This window comes from Marinobacter sp. MIT932201 (assembly GCF_047123295.1).
Taxonomy (GTDB): domain Bacteria; phylum Pseudomonadota; class Gammaproteobacteria; order Pseudomonadales; family Oleiphilaceae; genus Marinobacter; species Marinobacter salsuginis.
Window position 1 is genome coordinate 4,013,936 of record NZ_CP138917.1, and the last position, 17,869, is coordinate 4,031,804.

Annotated in this window: 16 protein-coding genes; 10 read left to right on the forward strand and 6 right to left on the reverse strand. The window is 58.5% G+C overall.

What is annotated here, in order from left to right; all coding sequences use genetic code 11:
• Positions 1-35 precede the first annotated feature (35 nt).
• Positions 36-2,594, forward strand: coding sequence for an EAL domain-containing protein (locus tag SIC15_RS18500; RefSeq protein ID WP_412536637.1), 2,559 nt, complete (start codon positions 36-38; stop codon positions 2,592-2,594).
• A 4-nt stretch (positions 2,595-2,598) separates the two neighbouring features.
• On the opposite strand, the gene SIC15_RS18505 is transcribed toward SIC15_RS18500, so the two are convergent.
• The 3 genes from SIC15_RS18505 to SIC15_RS18515 all read right to left on the reverse strand — a co-directional run bounded on the left by SIC15_RS18505 (position 2,599) and on the right by SIC15_RS18515 (position 4,972).
• Positions 2,599-3,456, reverse strand: a complete 858-nt coding sequence (locus SIC15_RS18505; RefSeq protein WP_069182148.1) for an acyl-CoA thioesterase — start codon at positions 3,454-3,456, stop codon at positions 2,599-2,601.
• 133 nt (positions 3,457-3,589) lie between these two features.
• The gene (locus SIC15_RS18510) at positions 3,590-4,744 is read right to left on the reverse strand and encodes an NAD(P)/FAD-dependent oxidoreductase (RefSeq protein ID WP_136629881.1); all 1,155 of its coding nucleotides are present in this window, start codon (positions 4,742-4,744) and stop codon (positions 3,590-3,592) included.
• A gap of 60 nt (positions 4,745-4,804) precedes the next feature.
• Positions 4,805-4,972, reverse strand: coding sequence for a rubredoxin (locus tag SIC15_RS18515; RefSeq protein ID WP_008173532.1), 168 nt, complete (start codon positions 4,970-4,972; stop codon positions 4,805-4,807).
• A 266-nt stretch (positions 4,973-5,238) separates the two neighbouring features.
• On the opposite strand from SIC15_RS18515, the gene SIC15_RS18520 reads away from it, so the two are divergent.
• The 5 genes from SIC15_RS18520 to phoR all read left to right on the forward strand — a co-directional run bounded on the left by SIC15_RS18520 (position 5,239) and on the right by phoR (position 9,439).
• Positions 5,239-5,796 (forward strand): hypoxanthine-guanine phosphoribosyltransferase, encoded by a 558-nt coding sequence (locus tag SIC15_RS18520; protein WP_412536638.1) that lies wholly within the window; start codon positions 5,239-5,241, stop codon positions 5,794-5,796.
• Positions 5,777-6,340, forward strand: a complete 564-nt coding sequence (locus tag SIC15_RS18525; RefSeq protein WP_069182151.1) for a chorismate--pyruvate lyase family protein — start codon at positions 5,777-5,779, stop codon at positions 6,338-6,340. Before SIC15_RS18520 ends, SIC15_RS18525 begins: the two co-directional genes overlap by 20 nt.
• Positions 6,341-6,409: 69 nt before the next feature.
• Positions 6,410-7,297 (forward strand): 4-hydroxybenzoate octaprenyltransferase, encoded by an 888-nt coding sequence (gene ubiA, locus SIC15_RS18530; RefSeq protein WP_069182152.1) that lies wholly within the window; start codon positions 6,410-6,412, stop codon positions 7,295-7,297.
• A 76-nt stretch (positions 7,298-7,373) separates the two neighbouring features.
• A complete protein-coding gene (gene phoB / locus SIC15_RS18535; RefSeq protein WP_069182153.1) occupies positions 7,374-8,066 on the forward strand; it encodes a phosphate regulon transcriptional regulator PhoB in 693 nt (230 codons plus the stop codon).
• A gap of 53 nt (positions 8,067-8,119) precedes the next feature.
• Positions 8,120-9,439, forward strand: coding sequence for a phosphate regulon sensor histidine kinase PhoR (phoR, locus tag SIC15_RS18540; protein ID WP_069182154.1), 1,320 nt, complete (start codon positions 8,120-8,122; stop codon positions 9,437-9,439).
• Here phoR and SIC15_RS18545 read toward each other — a convergent pair.
• Entirely contained in the window at positions 9,436-10,314 is an 879-nt protein-coding gene (locus SIC15_RS18545) for a response regulator (RefSeq protein ID WP_412536639.1), read from the reverse strand. The genes phoR and SIC15_RS18545 overlap by 4 nt on opposite strands.
• A gap of 226 nt (positions 10,315-10,540) precedes the next feature.
• Between SIC15_RS18545 and SIC15_RS18550 the strand changes: the two genes are divergently transcribed.
• From SIC15_RS18550 to SIC15_RS18560, 3 genes are all read left to right on the forward strand, one after another.
• Positions 10,541-11,791, forward strand: a complete 1,251-nt coding sequence (locus tag SIC15_RS18550) for a lytic murein transglycosylase (RefSeq protein WP_069182156.1) — start codon at positions 10,541-10,543, stop codon at positions 11,789-11,791.
• A 62-nt stretch (positions 11,792-11,853) separates the two neighbouring features.
• Positions 11,854-12,882 carry a metal-dependent hydrolase gene (locus SIC15_RS18555; RefSeq protein WP_069182157.1) on the forward strand — a complete coding sequence of 343 codons (1,029 nt, stop codon included), beginning with the start codon at positions 11,854-11,856 and terminating at the stop codon, positions 12,880-12,882.
• Positions 12,883-12,887: 5 nt separating this feature from the next.
• On the forward strand, positions 12,888-13,580 hold the full coding sequence (locus SIC15_RS18560; protein ID WP_412537633.1) for a pseudouridine synthase: 693 nt from the start codon (positions 12,888-12,890) through the stop codon (positions 13,578-13,580).
• Positions 13,581-13,583: 3 nt separating this feature from the next.
• Here SIC15_RS18560 and SIC15_RS18565 read toward each other — a convergent pair whose 3' ends face one another.
• Together SIC15_RS18565 and pbpG are read right to left on the reverse strand one after the other, a co-directional pair.
• Positions 13,584-14,063 (reverse strand): asparaginase domain-containing protein, encoded by a 480-nt coding sequence (locus SIC15_RS18565; RefSeq protein WP_412536640.1) that lies wholly within the window; start codon positions 14,061-14,063, stop codon positions 13,584-13,586.
• Between the two features lie 19 nt (positions 14,064-14,082).
• Positions 14,083-15,033, reverse strand: a complete 951-nt coding sequence (pbpG, locus tag SIC15_RS18570) for a D-alanyl-D-alanine endopeptidase (protein ID WP_083231727.1) — start codon at positions 15,031-15,033, stop codon at positions 14,083-14,085.
• Positions 15,034-15,259: 226 nt separating this feature from the next.
• Between pbpG and SIC15_RS18575 the strand changes: the two genes are divergently transcribed.
• Positions 15,260-17,863, forward strand: a complete 2,604-nt coding sequence (locus SIC15_RS18575) for an EAL domain-containing protein (RefSeq protein ID WP_412536641.1) — start codon at positions 15,260-15,262, stop codon at positions 17,861-17,863.
• The last annotated feature ends 6 nt before the right edge of the window (positions 17,864-17,869 follow it).

The window sequence follows — 17,869 nt, forward strand, 5'->3', positions numbered from 1 at the left end:
TACTCGTCTGGACAACGACAATTAAACGGTACGACGTGGCATCCATTTACTGGCTTCGTTTACTGATAACGCTTCTGCTGTTATCGGGTCTGGCCGCCCCATCCCTCGGGGCTGAGGTTTCCTATGTTCCGCAGATCGAGTATCTGCGCACCGCCACCGATAACAAGCTCACAGCCAGTGAAGCCCTGGCTTCCGACGACTGGCAAACGCTCGAGGAAGAAAGCCCGAATTTTGGCTATATCCAGGACATCGTCTGGCTCCGGTTTCCGGTGGGCCACCCTGCGACGATCAATCTGCTGGAAGTTCGTTACTCACAACTGGACGAGCTGACCTTTTTCCTGCTTGAGAACGATCGGATCGCACAGCGCGTGGAAACCGGCGATCACGTTCCCTTTGACCAGCGCCCGATACTGCACCGCCATTTCCTGTTCCCTTTTGAACAGAGCATTGCCAGCGAGTATGAGATATTGCTTGAGGTGCGCACAGACGGTGCCATGCAGATTCCGGTGCGACTCTGGAACGCCCAGGCGTTTTTCGAGCACTCATCCACGGAAGACCAGATGCATGCGGTCTATTACGGCATCCTGATCACCGTCATTTTCTTCAATCTGTTTATTTTTGCCGCTCTACGAGAGCCGGTATACCTTCTCTACGTTCTTTCAACACTGGGCTACCTCCTGCTGATTGGCAGCCTGAACGGGACTACCTTTCAGTTTCTCTGGCCCCAGAGCCCCGCACTACAGAATCAGATCATGTTGCTGGCGGTGCCCTTCTCTCTGCTGTTCACGCTCATTTTTTCCCGTTCATTCCTGAAGCTTGAAGCCACCGGCCCCGTTCTGAACCGGCTTGTGGTGTTCATGGTTTCCGTGAATGCAGTGGTCGGGCTTATGACATTCTTCCTGGACTACAGCACGGGTAGTCGCCTGACCGTGGCCCTGGCAATACCCAGTTGTCTGCTGCTCACTGTGCTGGGGCCGGTGCAATGGTGGAAGGGCAACCCGCAGGCCGGCTATTACACCGTGGCCTGGGCCGCATTGACTCTGGGCAGCGCGATTACGGCGGCTAACAAATACGGTTTGCTGCCCAACAATTTTGTGACCACTTACGGTATGCAGATCGGATCGGCACTGGAAGCCATTCTGCTAACCCTGGCCCTGGCGGCACGGCTTTATCAGGAACGGCAGGACAAGGTTGAGGCGCGGGAAGCGGAACTGAAGGCTCTGGCGGCACGTCGGTCAGCAGAACTGAAGCTGATGGATCATGCATTGCACAACCCCCTCACCGGCCTTCCCAACCGGGGCAGTCTGGAGATGATGCTGAATGATCTGATGATTCGCAGCCCGGAGCGACGCTATGGCATTGCGGTCATCCACCTGAACAACTTGCAGTCGGTCACCAAAACCCTGGGGCATCGCAACAGTGACCGGATTCTGGAACTGGCATCCAAGCACTACAACGCCGTGGCGCGGGAGCTGCCGGGCACCCTGCCGGTGGAACAGAGTGACCAGCGTAATTTCTACCTGGCATCACTGGATCCTCAGACCTTTGCGTTCATTGTCGACGCCGATGCCACAGGCGCCGTACCCAGGGCCATTCTCAAGGCTCTGGAAGGCATACGCTACCCGATAGACTATCTGGGCATGCAGATTCCACTGGACCCAAGGCTTGGGGTGGCCATCTTTCCGGAACACGGCACGGATGCCAACACCCTGATACGCCGTGCCGTGATCGCCGAAGGCTCGGATTCCGCGCGCGAGCGAGGTATTGCCTATTACAAATCCAAAAAAGACTCTTACAGTGCCGACCGGCTCACCATGGTGTCGGAGCTGCGACACGCCCTGAACACCAACGAGCTTGTCCTGTTCATGCAGCCCAAGCAGAGCCTGAAGACAGGTCGGATTGTCGGAGTTGAGGTTCTGATTCGCTGGCCTGGCCGGGCGAAACCGATCCGCGCGGATGAGATAATTACCCTTGCGGAACAGACGGGCCTGATCAAACCGCTGACCCGGTGGGTACTCGAGCAATCACTGGAGCTGCGTTCACGGTTGCTGGATCGTGGCTGGCCTATGAACATATCCATCAACATCTCGCCCAACAACCTGCGGGAACCGGACTTTCCCATTTTCGTTCAACGTTTGATGAACAGCTATCACAGCCATCAGGGCGCCATTATTTTCGAAGTAACCGAAACCTCCATGATGCAGGACCCGGGCAACTCTCTGAAAGCCCTCAACTCTCTGAGCGCCACGGGTATCCCGGTATCAATCGATGACTTCGGCTCCGGGTATTCCTCCCTGTCCTATATCAAGCAGTTGCCCGCAAGCGAGATCAAGATCGATCGTTCACTGGTTACCGAGCTCACCACCGAGGCGGAAGACCGTGTGATTGTCCAGACCACCATTGAAATGTGCCACAGCCTGGGCTACCAGGTGGTGGCAGAAGGCGTGGAGGATGACGTCACAGCCAATCTGCTCCGGGACATGGGCTGCGACATGATCCAGGGCTATCTGCTGACGCCGCCGCTGCTGTTTGATGAACTGTTGGAGTGGCTGGAGCGCAGTCAACAACAGCCCGAGCGGCGCAAGCTGGGGTGACTGGCTAGGACCTCTGTCGGATCAGCGCTTCCTGGGTGGTGGATGCCACCAGCACCCCCTCCTGATTGAAGAAATTACCGCGATTGAAACCCCGCCCGGCCGACGCGCTGGGGCTGTCCTTGTCGTACAGCAGCCATTCGTCCATGCGGAAATCCCGGTGGAACCAGATCGCGTGATCCAGGCTGGCCACCTGCAGCCCCTTACTCATGAAGGTCAGGCCGTGTGGGTTCAGTGAAGTGCCGAGAAACTGGAAATCCGATGCATAGGTCAGCAGGCAGCGGTGCAGCACGGGATCGTCGGGAAGATGCCCCTGTGCGCGGAACCAGCTCTGTTTATGGGGCGGGCGCTTCTCCGGTTTCAGGGGGTTGACCGGGTTCACCGGCCGAATCTCGATTGGGCGGTCGCGGGTCAGGATCGGCCGCATTTTTTCCGGCACCTGGGGGGCCAGCAGTTCGCCCCACTCCTGTTCCGAGCGCAGTGTTTCCGGGTCCGGCGCATCCGGCATGGTCAGCTGATGCTCGAAACCCTCCTCGGCCACCTGAAAGGACATCGACCCGGTCAGGATTTCCTTGCCATCCTGACGGGCAATCACCCGACGTACCGAGAAACTGCCACCATCGCGGACGCGCTGGACCTCGTAGTCGATGGGCATGCTCTGGTTACCAGGGCGCAGAAAATAGGCATGGAGGGAGTGACACAGGCGACCTTCGACCGTCCGGCTGGCCGCCATCAACGCCTGGCCGAGCACCTGGCCGCCAAACACGTTGGGAAAGCCCAGATCCTCACTGTCACCCTGGAAATGATCGTCACCGATGGGCGAGAGATCCAGCAACTCCACCAGTCTCTTGGTTACCTCAAGCATGCCTGCTCCTGTGATTTCGTTAGCACACGAAGGAGTTTTCTACCGCAAGCGGCGAAATTTCGCAACGGAAAGCCGTGATCGGTCATTATAAAACAGCCCCGTGGGAACGGGGCTGTCGCATGGAACGGGAGAGTCAGCCGTGTATCGGTGGCACTTCCTTCGAGAGGGCCTGCTTTTCCATGGCAAAGCTGCCGGTCACCGCAAATCCAAGGACATCGCCACCGGGGCTCTTGAACAGTGCCTTGACGCTGGTGCCATCCTGCTCCACCTCCCAGCTGCCCTCGGCCTCCGAGGGTGGCGGGCAAACCGCCGTGGGACAACAGGGGGTTTTGATCATCACCGGCATGGTGCCGTAGCTCACTTCAGTGCGCTCACCCAGCAGCGTTTTGGCAAGCGCCCGGGAACAGGCCATCAGCGGCAACACATACAGCAGGACGTGTCCGTCCACTTCGGCGCAGTCGCCGAGTGCGTAGACATCCGGTGCCGAGGTCTCCAGAGCGCGATTGACGACGATGCCACGGGACGTCTCGAGCCCGGCAGCCCGGGCCAGATCGGTCCTGGGACGCAGGCCGACGGCGGACAGTACCAGATCTGCCTCGATAACTTCGCCATTGGCCAGGGTAAGACTGACACCATTACCCTGGTGGTCCACCCGTTCAACCACGGTACCCAGGTGAAAGCCAACCCCCAGATTCTCCAGCTCCTGCTGGACAGCGCTGGCCGCAGCCTCCGGTAGCAATCCGGGCATCACCTCCTCGGAGGGTGCAATTACCTCAACGTCATAACCGCCGTTGCGAAGGTCGTTGGCAAACTCACAACCGATCAGACCGGCCCCCATGATCGCCACCCGCTTACCCTCGCCCAGGGCTTCCCGGAAGGCGCGATAATCCATCAGGTCATTGATAGAGAACACATGCTCCTGAGCATCCCCGTCAAGGCTAAGCCGGATTACATCGGCACCCCAGGCGAGGACCAGCTTGCTGTAGGCAAGGCGTTCATCACCGAGAATCAGTTCGTGGGCGTCGGTATCAATGCCGGTAACCGTGGCAAAGGTGCGGATCCGGACGTTCAACTGCTCTGCCATGGCGTCGGTCGCGCCCTGGGCCAGCCCGTCAGCATCCTTCCCCTTGGTAAAGCCGGTGGACAACATGGGCTTTGAATAACTCACGCCATCGTCGGCGGTCACCATCAGAACCGGTGACTCCTTGTCCTGCTTGCGGATTTCCCGTGCCAGCGAATAGCCGGACAACCCGGTACCAACGATGATGATGGGGGCCTGTTCAGTCATAACCGCATTCCTGTATTTAACGAACCCTGGCAGATTTCACCTGCCGCGCGCCGGTCAAGATCAGCCGATCTCGATCATCTCGAAGTCTTCCTTACCGACACCGCAATCGGGACATACCCAGTCTTCCGGTACATCTTCCCACTTGGTACCAGGCTCAATGCCGTCCTCGGGCCAGCCCTCGGCCTCATCGTAAATCAGGCCACAAACCACGCACTGCCACTTCTTCATAGGTTTTCTCCAAAAAATCAGTCGGGCGCAATAATAATTGTCGGACAATCATGCACGCAAGTGTTTAGTTCGCATAACAGATACGAACAACTGTCGAATCAGGCCATCATACCCATCGCTCCGGAATTGACCAATGCCAATACCGACGGCCCCGCCGGGGGTTTTCTGCCAATAGCCACAATTACAGATCTGACAACAGAAGCCGCCCCTCCCTTCTGCCGCCCCTCTCCGGTATAATCGCCGGTTTTACGACAGGACCGACCGATATGACCGATACCGTCGCCGAAATGAACCAGGTAATGGCCGAGGCCGACTGCTTGGTCGATGAACAGCAGGTACAGACTGCAATCGGCAACCTGGCCGACGATATTACCGCCCGCCTGAAAGACAGCAACCCCCTGCTATTCTGTGTGATGAATGGCGGACTTATCCTTACCGGACAACTGCTTCCCAGACTCCGGTTTCCGATCCAGGCCGAATACCTGCACGCCACCCGTTATCGTCAGGAAACCACAGGCGGCATCCTTGAGTGGAAGTTACAGCCCGAGGCCGACATGAACGGCCGTACCATCCTGATTGTCGATGACATTCTTGATGAGGGCACCACCCTGTGCGCCATCGCCGACTACTGCCGCGCCCACGGCGCCCGTGAAGTACTCACGGCGGTTCTTGTCGACAAGCAACACGACCGCAAAGCCCGCCCGGATCTGAAAGCCGATTTCACCGGCCTGGAAGTGGAAGACCGCTTCCTGTTCGGCTACGGCATGGACTACAAGGGCTACTGGCGTAACGCGCCCGGCATCTATGCTGTCAAGGGACTCTGACATCGACAGCCGCCTGACCATACCTCCGACGGACTGGTACCAATCGCTGACGGCTGCCGGCCTCCGAAACCCGAAAGTTCATGGGCCCGCCCGGTACTGGCTGCAGGTGGAGGGCTCATTTACCCGGGCCCTGCAGAAACAATGCAGCTGCTCCTTTCACGTTGAGGTCCGCCGCGAGGGTTTTGCAACGCCCACACAGGAAGAGGCCCGACATCTTGGCATTCCACACCGGCAGTTCGCGTGGATACGGGAAGTCAGCCTGTGTGGTGATAACCAGCCCTGGGTTTTGGCCAGAACGGTCATTCCCCTGAACTGCCTGGAAGGTGAGGGCCGACGACTGCTGCACCTGGGAAACCGGCCGTTGGGCGCCTACCTGTTCACAAGCCCCCATTGGCAACGGGGACCACTGGAAACCGGGCTCTGCAACCCGGCACTGCCCGGCCAGCCGGAACTGGCCCGTCGCTCCCTGTTCAGCGGCCACAACAGCTCCCTGCTGGTTGGTGAATACCTGCTGCCAGCCCTGTTTCAGCGAAGCACGCTTTAACCGGCCTCCTGCGACTGGCTATAATCGCTGTTCTCATTCAATTCCCAGAACACCAGACGGACGCCCGCCATGCTGCCTGATGTTGTGCCAGAACCTATCCAGCGCCGGTTGGCCGATTATGCCAGCCTGCTGAGAATCGACCGCCCGATCGGCACCCTGCTCCTGCTGTGGCCAACCTACTGGGCGCTCTGGCTGGCCGGTGATGGTAGCCCTGGGCTTGGCAACGTTATTGTGTTCACCCTGGGCGTCTTCTTCATGCGTGCGGCCGGCTGCGCCATCAACGATTTCGCCGACCGGGACTGGGACAAGCACGTCAAACGCACCAAGGATCGCCCCCTGACCGCCGGCCGGGTCAAACCCTGGGAAGCGGTGGCGCTGTTCGCCGGCTTGTGCCTGGTTTCCTTCCTGATGGTGGTTCTGTTCACCAACCCGCTGACTCTGTATCTCTCCTTCGGCGGTGCGCTGCTGGCGTTTATCTACCCGTTCATGAAGCGCTACACCCATTTACCCCAGCTGTTCCTCGGCGCAGCTTTTTCCTGGGCCATTCCCATGGCCTGGGCGGCGGAAGCGGGGGAGCTGAGCCAGCTCACGTGGCTGCTCTTCACCGCGAACGTGCTCTGGACCGTGGCCTACGACACGCTCTATGCCATGGTGGACCGTGACGACGACCTGAAAGTGGGCATCAAATCCACGGCCATCCTGTTTGGCGATGCCGATAAAGCGATCATTGCCATGCTGCAGGGCATGGTGGTGCTGATACTGATCATGGTAGGCCACCGCGCTGAACTGGGCACTTTCTATTACCTGGGTGTTGTGGCCATGGCCTGCCTGTTCGTGTACCACCAGTACCTGGCGCGGGAACGGGAACGTGAGGATTGCTTCAAGGCGTTTCTCAATAATAACTGGGCCGGCTTTGCGGTTTTTGTGGGCCTGGTGATTGATCTCATGGTCAACTGAACCTGTCATATACTTGTAACACTTGAGCGTTGTAATGAGGCAGCAACAAATCAAGGTCTGACACAGGTTAACGCCCATGAATGGAAAAACTGTCCTGATCGTCGATGACGAGGCACCGATTCGCGAGATGATCGCCGTGGCCCTCGAAATGGCAGATTATGACTATCTGGAGGCAGAGGATGCCCGGGAAGCCCATGCCCTGATTGTCGACAAACAACCGGATCTCGTGCTCCTCGACTGGATGCTACCCGGCACCAGTGGCGTGGAACTGGCACGTCGCCTGAAGAAAGAGGAAGCGACGGCCGATATTCCCATTATCATGCTCACCGCCAAGGTTGAGGAAGACAACAAGATCCAGGGTCTGGAGGTGGGTGCCGACGATTACATCACCAAACCCTTCAGCCCTCGGGAACTGGTTGCCCGTCTGAAAGCGGTCCTGCGTCGTGCAACGCCACCGGGCGTAGACAGCCCGATTGAAGTGGAAGGCCTGACCCTGGACCCGGTCGGTCATCGCGTCACCACCCAGGAGGGTGCCCTTACCATGGGCCCCACCGAATACAGACTGCTACAGTTCTTCATGACCCACCAGGAACGGGTATATACTCGCTCCCAGCTTCTGGACCAGGTCTGGGGTGGCAACGTCTATGTTGAGGAACGGACAGTTGATGTTCACATCCGCCGGCTCCGCAAGGCGCTTGGCGACAAGTACGACCACCTGATCCAGACGGTACGGGGAACCGGCTATCGTTTCTCGACCAGAGCCGCGTAAGTAACTCCGGCCAGCTGAGCATCGGCCCCGGAACGGACACAAGGCAGTTTTTGATGCAGCACAACTGGTCGCGATACCTGCGCTACATTATCGGGGGCCTGATTGGCTCCACCCTGGTTGGCCTTTACTTCGGAGAGCCTGTCTACGGCCTGACCTTTGGTCTGATTGTCTACCTGTGGTGGACGCTGCTTCAGGCCCGGCGCCTTTACCAGTGGCTGACCAACCCCAGCGCCACCGACGAAGCACCCCAGAGTATCGGGCTCTGGGGCGACATCTTCGACAATCTCCACAAACTGCATCAGACCCACCTGAGAACCCAGGACCGGTTGAGAGCCCAGATAAACCGGGTGCAGGAGTCCACCAACGCCATGCGCGATGGTGTGATCATGACTGACTCCCGGGGAGCCATGGAATGGTGGAACGGCTCCGCGGAATACCTGCTGGGCTTTAGGCGAAATACCGACCAGGGGCAGTACATCCATAATCTGATCCGTACGCCAGCGTTCAAAACCTACTTCGATTCGCGGGATTACCGGGACCCCCTGGAAATACATTCGCCGGCCAAGCCTCACATCCACCTGCAGATTCAGATCAGCCTGTTCGGTGATGACGATCGCCTGATCGTCGCCAAGGATGTAACCCGCCTGTACCAGCTCGAACAGATGCGCCGGGACTTCGTCGGTAACGTTTCCCACGAGATGCGCACGCCTTTGACCGTCATCAGCGGTTACCTGGAAACCCTGGTGGACAACGCTGAAGACCTGCCCCCGAAGTGGCGCCGCGCCATCAACACCATGGCCGCCCAGTCATCCCGAATGGAAGCCCTGATAACCGACCTGATCCTGCTATCGCGGATCGAAACCGGGGAACAGACGGTGAACGACACGCTCACGGACGTGGACCAACTGCTGACTCAGATCTGCCATGACGCCCGGGCACTCAGTGGCGAAAAACAGCACGAGATTTCCGTGCATATCGGCGACCACCGGTTGCTCAAAGGCGATGAAAGCCAGCTACGCAGTGCGTTTTCGAATCTGATTTTCAATGCCGTGAAGTACACGCCTGCAAACGGCCAGATCAGCGTATCCTGGTCGACAAACCGGGAAGGCGCTCACCTGTCCGTGAAGGACACCGGCATCGGCATTGATCCGGTTCACATACCTCGCCTGACGGAACGCTTCTACCGGGCCGATCCCAGTCGCCATAAGGATACCGGCGGCACTGGCCTTGGCCTGGCAATCGTCAAACACGTATTGCTCAACCACGATGGCAACCTGGAAATTCGCAGCCGGATTGGCGAGGGCAGTGAATTTATCTGCCATTTCCCCCGGGAACGACTGGTCGAACGCATCCCGGAGAGTGCGGAAGGCTAGCGCATACCCGCACGGAAACGGGCGACAAACCTCGATAAGTCCTCAAGCTTTTTCGGGTCTTCATCGACAAAACGGATGGTGACGCTGACAAAATCCGTGTCCTGGCGTTTATCCACCGCCTGCAACTGGTGCACGTAACCATTGAGGCGGGCCATCTGGCCTTCGCCGGTCTCGATATCGACCACCGCCTGATCGAGAATGCCCGGAAACACCTGATCCCGCTTGGCAATCACCCGCACCTCGGTCAGGTTGATATCCTTGACCACCGATTTCAGGGTGCTTTCCGCAAAGCGTACCGAAGCCATGCTCATGGAACCGCGGGACGGGGTCTGTTTGGGCGTTGCGGCAGGGACTACCTGCGCAGGTGACGAAGGAGATGCAGCAGCTTGGCTATCCGCCACGGTGTCCGGCTTGCGGGTGAGCAGATTAGCCGACTCCTTGAACGCTTCGGCCGGACTGGCCATGGACTTGCCACTGCGATCCATGGCGTCTTTCAGTTTGCGGCCCATCACCTTGATGATCTTTTTGCTCAAGCCATCGGGACTGAACGGCTTGCCCAGGTATTCGGAAACGCCCCCCTTGACCGCTTCAATTACGTGATCCTTGTCGCCGCGACTGGTGATCATGATAAACGGGACGTTTTCGTATTGCGGCTGTTGGCGCATCCACTGCAACAACTCCAGTCCCGACATTTCGGGCATCTCCCAATCGCACAGGATCAGGTCAAACGCCGTCCGCGACATCAGCGACTGGGCCCGACGGCCATTCTGGGCATCGGTTGTCTCAATCACCGGAAAACGCTGGCGCACGGTTCGTTTAACCAGATCACGTACAAAGCTGGCATCATCAACGACCAGCGCTTTCAGCATTGCCATGGTTCAGACCTTCCCCTAGCTACAACCCGAATCTATGGTCCAACTATAGAACAAAGACTCGCGCCAGAAACCTGCCGGCAACAAAAAGACGACAATCAACAGAGTCCGGGAACCCGCAGGTTAAAGAATTGTCACTCCACCGGGCCCCGGACAGTGTTTCTCCGGCTGGAAAACGCGCTAACATGGGCTCAGGATCATTCCACCATCAGCCTGATAGAGGTTTTGTGTGCTGACCAGACCTGCAAGGATTCTTCGCCAGGGCTGCCTGACCAGCGGCTTGTTGTTTTCCGGTTTTCTCTCTTTCCTCTCACTGCCTGTTCTCGCCCAGGACGGCGCTTATTCCGAGCCGGCAGGCTTTGCTGAATGCAAAGCACGGCTCCAGGAGCAGGCCATTACTGCCGGCGTCAGCAGCAAGACCGCCAGCGAGGTGATGTCCGAGGTCAGGCACCTTGCCCGGGTGATCGAGCTGGATCGGCGTCAACCGGAGTTCACCACCACATTTGCCGATTACCTGAACCGGCGCGTGAACGACGCCCGGGTCAGCAAAGGCCGTGAGCTTCTGAAGGAACACCAGGAGCTTCTGGCCAGAGTCACGCGGGAAACCGGCGTGCCTGCGCCCTATCTGGTAGCCTTCTGGGGCCTGGAAACCAATTTTGGCAGCTATTTCGGCAAGATGCCGGTGCCCAGCTCCCTGACAACACTGGCCTGCGATCCGCGCCGCAGCACCTTCTTCACCGAGCAGCTGATCGCCGCCCTGCGCATTATCGACGAGGGCGCCATTCCGGCCGACCAGATGGAAGGCTCCTGGGCCGGCGCCATGGGCCATGTCCAGTTCATGCCCACCGTCTTCCTGAAACACGCGGTGGATGCCGACGGCGATGGCCGGAGGGATCTCTGGAACAGCCTGCCGGACGCCATGATGTCGGCCGGCAGGTTCCTGGAATCGATGAACTGGAATGGCGACTATCGTTGGGGTCGTGAGGTGCTGCTGCCAGAGAATTTCGACTATTCCCTGGCAGATGGGCGTCGCCTGCCACTGAAAGAATGGCGAGAAATGGGGATCACCGATGCCTTTGGCAATGCGCTGGCCCGTGAACCGATTGATGCCGCCCTGGTGGTACCCGCAGGACACCGCGGTCCGGCCTTCCTTGCCTATGACAACTTCCGCGTGATCATGGGCTGGAACCGCTCCGAGTTCTACGCCATAGCCGTTGGTCATCTGGCGGACCGGATTGCCGGTGCCGGCAAGTTGCAGAACCCTCCGCCCGTGGATGCTCCAGCGCTGTCCCGCGACAACATCATCAGCCTGCAGAAAGCCCTTCAGCAAAAGGGCTATGAGCCCGGCAAGCCCGATGGGATCATGGGCCCGGCAACCAGGTCTGCGATCCGGCAGTTTCAGGCCGCTAACAACCTGGTGGCCGATGGCTATCCGGGAGAAGCGGTTCTGGCGCAGCTGGGAATACCGGCAGGCCAGTGATCCACGGGAGAGCCTTGGGCCTACTACTGCAGGTACCTTTCTTGACGCGAGACTGATCTGATATGGACTCCATAACGCAGGCTGCCCTGGGCGCCTCCCTGGCCGGCGCCGTAGCCGGCAAGACCCTTGGCCGCTCGGTTTTGCTGACGGGCGCCGTGCTGGGCACCCTGCCGGATCTGGATGTGGTCATCGACTACGGAACAGCGGTGGCTAACTTCACCCAGCATCGGGGGTTCAGCCACTCTCTCTTCATTCTCGCCCCTCTGGCGGTGGTGCTTGCCTGGCTGCTCTGGCGCTGGAAACCGCAACTGAGTTTCCAGCGATGGCTAGCGCTGACTGGCCTGATCCTGATCACGCACCCACTGCTGGACTCCTTTACCACCTACGGCACCCAGCTGTTCTGGCCCATCGGCCCTCCGGTGGCCATCAGCAGCATTTTTATCATCGACCCGCTCTATACCCTGCCCCTGCTGGCCGGCTGTCTGTTTTTCCTGGCCCGGCCGCCTGCCAAATCGGCGGTCATCGCGGGGCTGGCCGTCTCCACCCTCTACCTTGGCTGGAGCCTGATTGCGCAACAGGTCATTACCCAAAGGGTGCAACCCGCGCTCGCGGAAGCCGGGCTGGACGACCCCGAGCTGCTGGTTCAACCCATGCCTTTCAACACTCTGTTGTGGCGCGCCACGGCTCTGCAGGGTGACCAGCGGGTAGAGATTGTTACCGGCTTTCTGGACGGCGATACCCCTCTGAATCTTGAATATTTTCCGCGCCGCATGGATCTGCAGGAGGCAGTGTCGGATCTGCCCGAGGCCCAGCGCCTGGAATGGTTCACCCGTGGCTTCCTGGATTACGACCAGGTTGGTGACCGCATTATGGCCACCGACATCCGGCTGGGAATTCCCGGCGCGCACCCCTTTACCTTTGTTCTGGCAACCCGGAATGGCAGCGGTATCGACCCGACGGCAAGCTTCCGGACTCCCCGACCCGATGTGAACACCGAAGCCCTGGGGCTGCTCTGGTCCCGGATGACGGGAGAAACCCCGGTGCTTTGCCTAGCCAGTCTGAGCTCGCCAGCACCGGGACAGCGCTGTTGAATCGCATGCGACTCGACCAGTTTATTGCCACCAGTACCGAACTCTCCCGAAAAGACGCCAAACGGGCTATTAGCCGAGGTGAGGTAACCGTCAATGAACAGATCTGTAAGGGCGCCAATACCCGGTTGGCGGGCCATGAACGGGTGGCATTGTCCGGCACACTCCTGAACCTGCCGGGAGAGCGCTACCTGATGATGAACAAGCCAGCAGGGGTGGTGAGCGCAACAACCGACAGTGACCACCCAACGGCACTCGACCTGTTGCCTTCAGACATCACCCGGAACCTGCACATCGCCGGCCGCCTGGACGCAGACACCACCGGCTTGCTGCTGCTGACCACTGATGGCAAGTGGTCCCATCGGGTCACCTCACCACGAACCGATTGCCCCAAAACCTACCGGGTAACGCTGAGCGAACCGCTGACCGACGCAGCGGCACAACAACTGGAGCGTGGGGTGGAGTTGCACAACGACCCGAAGCCAACGCGACCGGCCGGGGTAAAGGTTCTGGAAGAACGAATCTTCGAGCTCACGATTTCGGAAGGGCGCTACCATCAGGTCAAGCGTATGCTGGCAGCGGTTGGCAACCACGTCGACGCGCTGCATCGACTGAGGATCGGGAAGGTTGAACTGGACACAGCGTTAGGACCGGGTGAATACCGGGAACTGACCCCAGAGGAAAAAGACAGCCTGGCGTGACATTCAGGTGCGCTCGAAACGCTGCGCCTTCAGGTTCTTGCGCACGGCTCCGGCCTCGAACACCTCGCCATTCATCGCGATATAGACTCCCGGTGGCAACAACTGCACTGCGGCCCAGGCAAACCCGATATTGAATACGGCATCGGTTCGACGCATGCGGGCCGGCTGCATGGCGCCGGTCAATACAATGGTCTTGTCCTTGAGGCGGGCCAACGCTGCGGCCGTATCGGCCATGGTATCAGTGCCGTGGGTGATCACGATCCGGTCACAGTCACATTCCGTCGCCGCCGCCAGCACCAGTTGGCGGTCCTCATCGGTCATTTCCAGGCTGTCCTTGCGCAGCAGTTCCCGCAGGCGATAGCCCTCGTGGATGTTGGATTCCGACAGCAGCTCCGGCAGCATGCTGTGCCCCACCTCGAACTCGCTGTTGGCATCGAAGTACACCTTGTCGATGGTGCCACCGGTCGTGAAGATCTGGATCATGGCGGAGTTCCTTTCAGGATCAGTTCACACTGACCGTGCTGTTACCTGCGGTCGCATAGGCCGCATTCTTTTCCTGTTCATAGCGTCTGGCCGCCGCAGCCACCGAACCCCGGGCTCCGGTATCGAGCCAGCGCTTGATGCGCCCGGCATCGCCCATGGGCGAGCGCGTACCCAACGAATCCAGCAAAACGGTCACAACCTCTTTCCCGTTCATCTTCGAGATCATGACCAGACAACGCCCGGCCTCGGAGAGGTAGCCAGTCTTGCTCAATCCCACACCCCAGCTGTCGCGATGAACCAGGGCGTTGGTGTTTCCAAACGACAGGCTGTAACGGGGCTGGCGGAACTGGCCACGGAAGTAACCGGTGGTGGAGTATTCCCGGATTTCCGGATATTCAGCCGCGGCGTTTACCAGCTTCACAAGGTCCGCAGCGGTTGAAAGATTCTCGGACGACAGTCCGGTCGGATCGACAAACCGGGTGCCGGTCATGCCCAGGGCCAAGGCCTTGGCGTTCATCGCCTCGATAAAGGCATCGAATCCACCGGGGTGGCTGCGGGCCAGGGTGTAGGCGGCAAAATTTTCAGAGGACATCAGTGCTATGCGCAATACATCTTTACGACGCATCTCCGAGTCGATACGGATCCGACTGTAAGCATTCGCGGCGGCGGGCGTGTGCCGCTCCCGGAAAACCAGCCACTCATCCAGCGGCTCTCCGGATTCCAGGACAACCAGGGCGGTCATGACCTTGGTGACCGAGGCAATGGGTACGGATCGGTCCGCATTCTTGCCGAAAATGAGTTCGTTATCGCCGGCCACCGCGACCGCCGCATTCACCGAAGCGAGCCTGGGGCCATTTTCTGTTTCCGCCTCCCGCTCCTGGGATTCGCCCCCCGTTTGATGTGCCACAAGCACCCCGGGCAGCCAGAGCAGCATCAAGATCACGATAGGAGAAAAGCCGGCAAGTCTCATTTGTACAGATCCTGTGATTTATTCATGCGTAACACTACCGGTCCGGAAACAGACTTCTACAGATATGGCAGTCAGGTCTAACTATAACAGCGAATACCTTGTTTGATCAGGTGAAAAGTTTCTTGCGCCAATTTCACACAGCGAATGCACGTGCGTTTAGAATCCATTAAAATTCTGCCTGATTCATTGAGTTAGAAAACACCACTCAGCGGGAATTGCACTTCATATGGACGACGGCACACAACAGACTGAAAAGGCCGTGCTGTCAGAACTCCGAGCCCAGTCAGGGCTGACACCATTCCGACGCTGGCTGCCCTTTCTGTTTCTTTTCGCTGCTATGGCCTACGGCCTTCTGGCAGCCTTGCTCCATCAACCTGCAAACCCGCTTTCGCCGCTGCCGCATGTTGACGCTCCCGCCTCAGCACCTCAGTCCCCTCGCATTGTGCAGATCGACTATCTGGTTGCACCTCTGGAGCAAGTAATAGACAACGAAAACTGGCGCCGGCAAAACTGGCAAGCAGCCCCTTCAGAGAACTCCGGCATTGGCTACTACGACGGCCCCGTCACCTTCAAGGTGACCGTGGAAAACCCCGGAACCGCAGGCGTCGAACAGTGGGCACTGGTATCCGCACCTTACATCGACCGGCTCAGGCCCGCCATTCTCGATGAAAACGGCGTTTTCCAGAGGCTTCGCGAAATGGGAGACATCTACCCGTTCGGTAACCGGGTGGTCTCGCTACCACCATGGATCTGGCCAGTTTCATTACCAACGGGCACGTCCACACTCCTGTTCGAGGTTCAGAATACAGGCCCCACGTTGCTGCCCATTACCATTATGGAACCGAACAACGTCGTGAGCAGCATCGCAGGCACCATGGCCTGGAAGGCATTCATTACCGGCCTCCTCGTCTTTGCATTGTTGCTGAGCCTCAGTTTCATGATGAAGTTCAGGCTTCCGGGACTGGCCTGGCTGGGCGTTCTCACGCTATCCGTTATTCACGTGCAGCTGGTCATGGAGGGCTTTGGACTCTGGTTAATCTGGCCAAACTTACCGGAAGTAAACGCACTACTGAACATCAGCTTGTGTCTTTGCCTCATCTCACTTTGCCAAATCACGCCAAACTTCATCCAGGTCTCTAGACTCCCGAGGCTGCTACTGAATGCGACGAGTGTGCTCGGCCTGTTGCACCTGCTGGCCATGCCATTGCAGCTATCGTTGCTCGGGCAGGACTCCTTCCTGATACTGGCGCTGACCGGTGGTTCAATGATTCTGGCCCTGGCTCTCAAACAGGCCCGGCACGAGGTGTATGCCCGCTACTTTGCTCTATCACTGCTCTGTATTCTCCTGGGCACAGTGATATCGGCAGCCCGGACTGTCGGCTGGGTCCCGGTGAACAGTTTTACCGACTCGGCATTCTTTATCGGCGCGGCGGCCGCGTCTCTCATTCTAACCAGTGGCATTGGCCGTCAAATACTGGAAGAGCGTAAAAAAAGGCTGAATTCCGATATTCGCGCCCGTCAGGAACGAAAGCTGCGATCTCACGTTGAGCAGAATTATAAAAAACTCCTCAAAACCCATAGCGTAACCGGCAAACCCAATCGGGCCATGCTCGAGGAGTCATTGGACCAGTTTGATAGCCAACAGCGGCCCTACACCGTCGCCATGATTCAATTGACCCGCTTTAACGAAATCGAGCAGGCGCTTGGCTATCGGACGGCAGAGGATCTGCTCAGAAGCTATCTGTGGGAGCTGGACGGATTTCTCAAACGGATCATGGGGGATCGGCTGATCATGGTTGACGGCTATGCGCTTGCCAGCATTGATACCAGCAACCATGCCTTCGCCTTTTACCAGAGCGATACTGCAGGCACTGATACGGAAAAACTGAAAACCATCGTGAACTGGTTGGGAGAGAACTTCCGCGAGGGCCGATTTTCGCTATCCTGGAGCCCTTCCGTGGGTATTGCTCATGCGCCGGAACATGGAGTCGACGCGTCAGCAATCCTGTCATCTGCCGGCTTTGCTGCCCTGAACACGCATCAGTCCCTGACGGTTTACGACCCGGCTATCGCAGACTTGCAGTACCAGCAGCAAATGCTGATGCTGGATATCGAAGAGGCGCTGGGCAACGGCTGCATATGGCTGGAATACCAACCGACAGTGCGTATAGAGGATGCAAGTATCGCGTCATTGGAAGCCCTGATCCGCTGGCAACATCCGGATTTCGGGACAGTTGCCCCGGATCGATGGATCCCGTTAGCCGAACAGGTCGGGATGATTCACCATGTTACGCTCTGGGTGGTCGACCGTGTCTGTGAAGATATGAGCGCCCTGAAGTCTCGCCACGGAGACCACATTGCAGTTGCGGTCAATATTTCTGCAAACGATCTCACCTATCCGGACTTTCTTGAAAAGGTGAAGGGGATTGTTCAGCACCATAGAGCACACCCCTCCGACCTGATTCTGGAGATTACCGAAACAGCGATGATGGCCGACACAGTCCTGGCACAGGAAGTCATTCGGACCCTCAGCCACAGCGGGTTCAGAAGTGCCGTCGATGATTTTGGGACGGGACACTCTTCGCTGGGAACCCTTGCCACATTCGAGCTGGACGAGTTGAAAATCGATCGTAGCTTTCTCAGTGGCATACTCACCCAACCGGCCCGACAACGAATATTCCGGGCGGCGCTGGACCTGGGTGAGGCCCTGGAGCTGGATGTCGTAATCGAAGGCGTGGAGGAGGAAGCTATCGCCGCCTGGCTGCAGCAGTTCCCCGGCCTTTACGGCCAGGGATACTACTGGGGTAAGCCAGAACCGTTGAAGAGCTGAGCTCCA

Bases quoted from the DNA above. Each gene is read 5' to 3' on its own strand.
- SIC15_RS18505 (WP_069182148.1), bottom strand. From the start codon at position 3,456: ATGCTTGAGGTAACCAAGAGACTGGTGGAGTTGCTGGATCTCTCGCCC.
- SIC15_RS18510 (WP_136629881.1), bottom strand. From the start codon at position 4,744: ATGACTGAACAGGCCCCCATCATCATCGTTGGTACCGGGTTGTCCGGC.
- SIC15_RS18515 (WP_008173532.1), bottom strand. From the start codon at position 4,972: ATGAAGAAGTGGCAGTGCGTGGTTTGTGGCCTGATTTACGATGAGGCC.
- SIC15_RS18520 (WP_412536638.1), top strand. From the start codon at position 5,239: ATGACCGATACCGTCGCCGAAATGAACCAGGTAATGGCCGAGGCCGAC.
- SIC15_RS18525 (WP_069182151.1), top strand. From the start codon at position 5,777: ATGCTGTCAAGGGACTCTGACATCGACAGCCGCCTGACCATACCTCCG.
- ubiA (WP_069182152.1), top strand. From the start codon at position 6,410: ATGCTGCCTGATGTTGTGCCAGAACCTATCCAGCGCCGGTTGGCCGAT.
- phoB (WP_069182153.1), top strand. From the start codon at position 7,374: ATGAATGGAAAAACTGTCCTGATCGTCGATGACGAGGCACCGATTCGC.
- phoR (WP_069182154.1), top strand. From the start codon at position 8,120: ATGCAGCACAACTGGTCGCGATACCTGCGCTACATTATCGGGGGCCTG.
- SIC15_RS18545 (WP_412536639.1), bottom strand. From the start codon at position 10,314: ATGGCAATGCTGAAAGCGCTGGTCGTTGATGATGCCAGCTTTGTACGT.
- SIC15_RS18555 (WP_069182157.1), top strand. From the start codon at position 11,854: ATGGACTCCATAACGCAGGCTGCCCTGGGCGCCTCCCTGGCCGGCGCC.
- SIC15_RS18560 (WP_412537633.1), top strand. From the start codon at position 12,888: ATGCGACTCGACCAGTTTATTGCCACCAGTACCGAACTCTCCCGAAAA.
- SIC15_RS18565 (WP_412536640.1), bottom strand. From the start codon at position 14,063: ATGATCCAGATCTTCACGACCGGTGGCACCATCGACAAGGTGTACTTC.
- pbpG (WP_083231727.1), bottom strand. From the start codon at position 15,033: ATGAGACTTGCCGGCTTTTCTCCTATCGTGATCTTGATGCTGCTCTGG.
- SIC15_RS18575 (WP_412536641.1), top strand. From the start codon at position 15,260: ATGGACGACGGCACACAACAGACTGAAAAGGCCGTGCTGTCAGAACTC.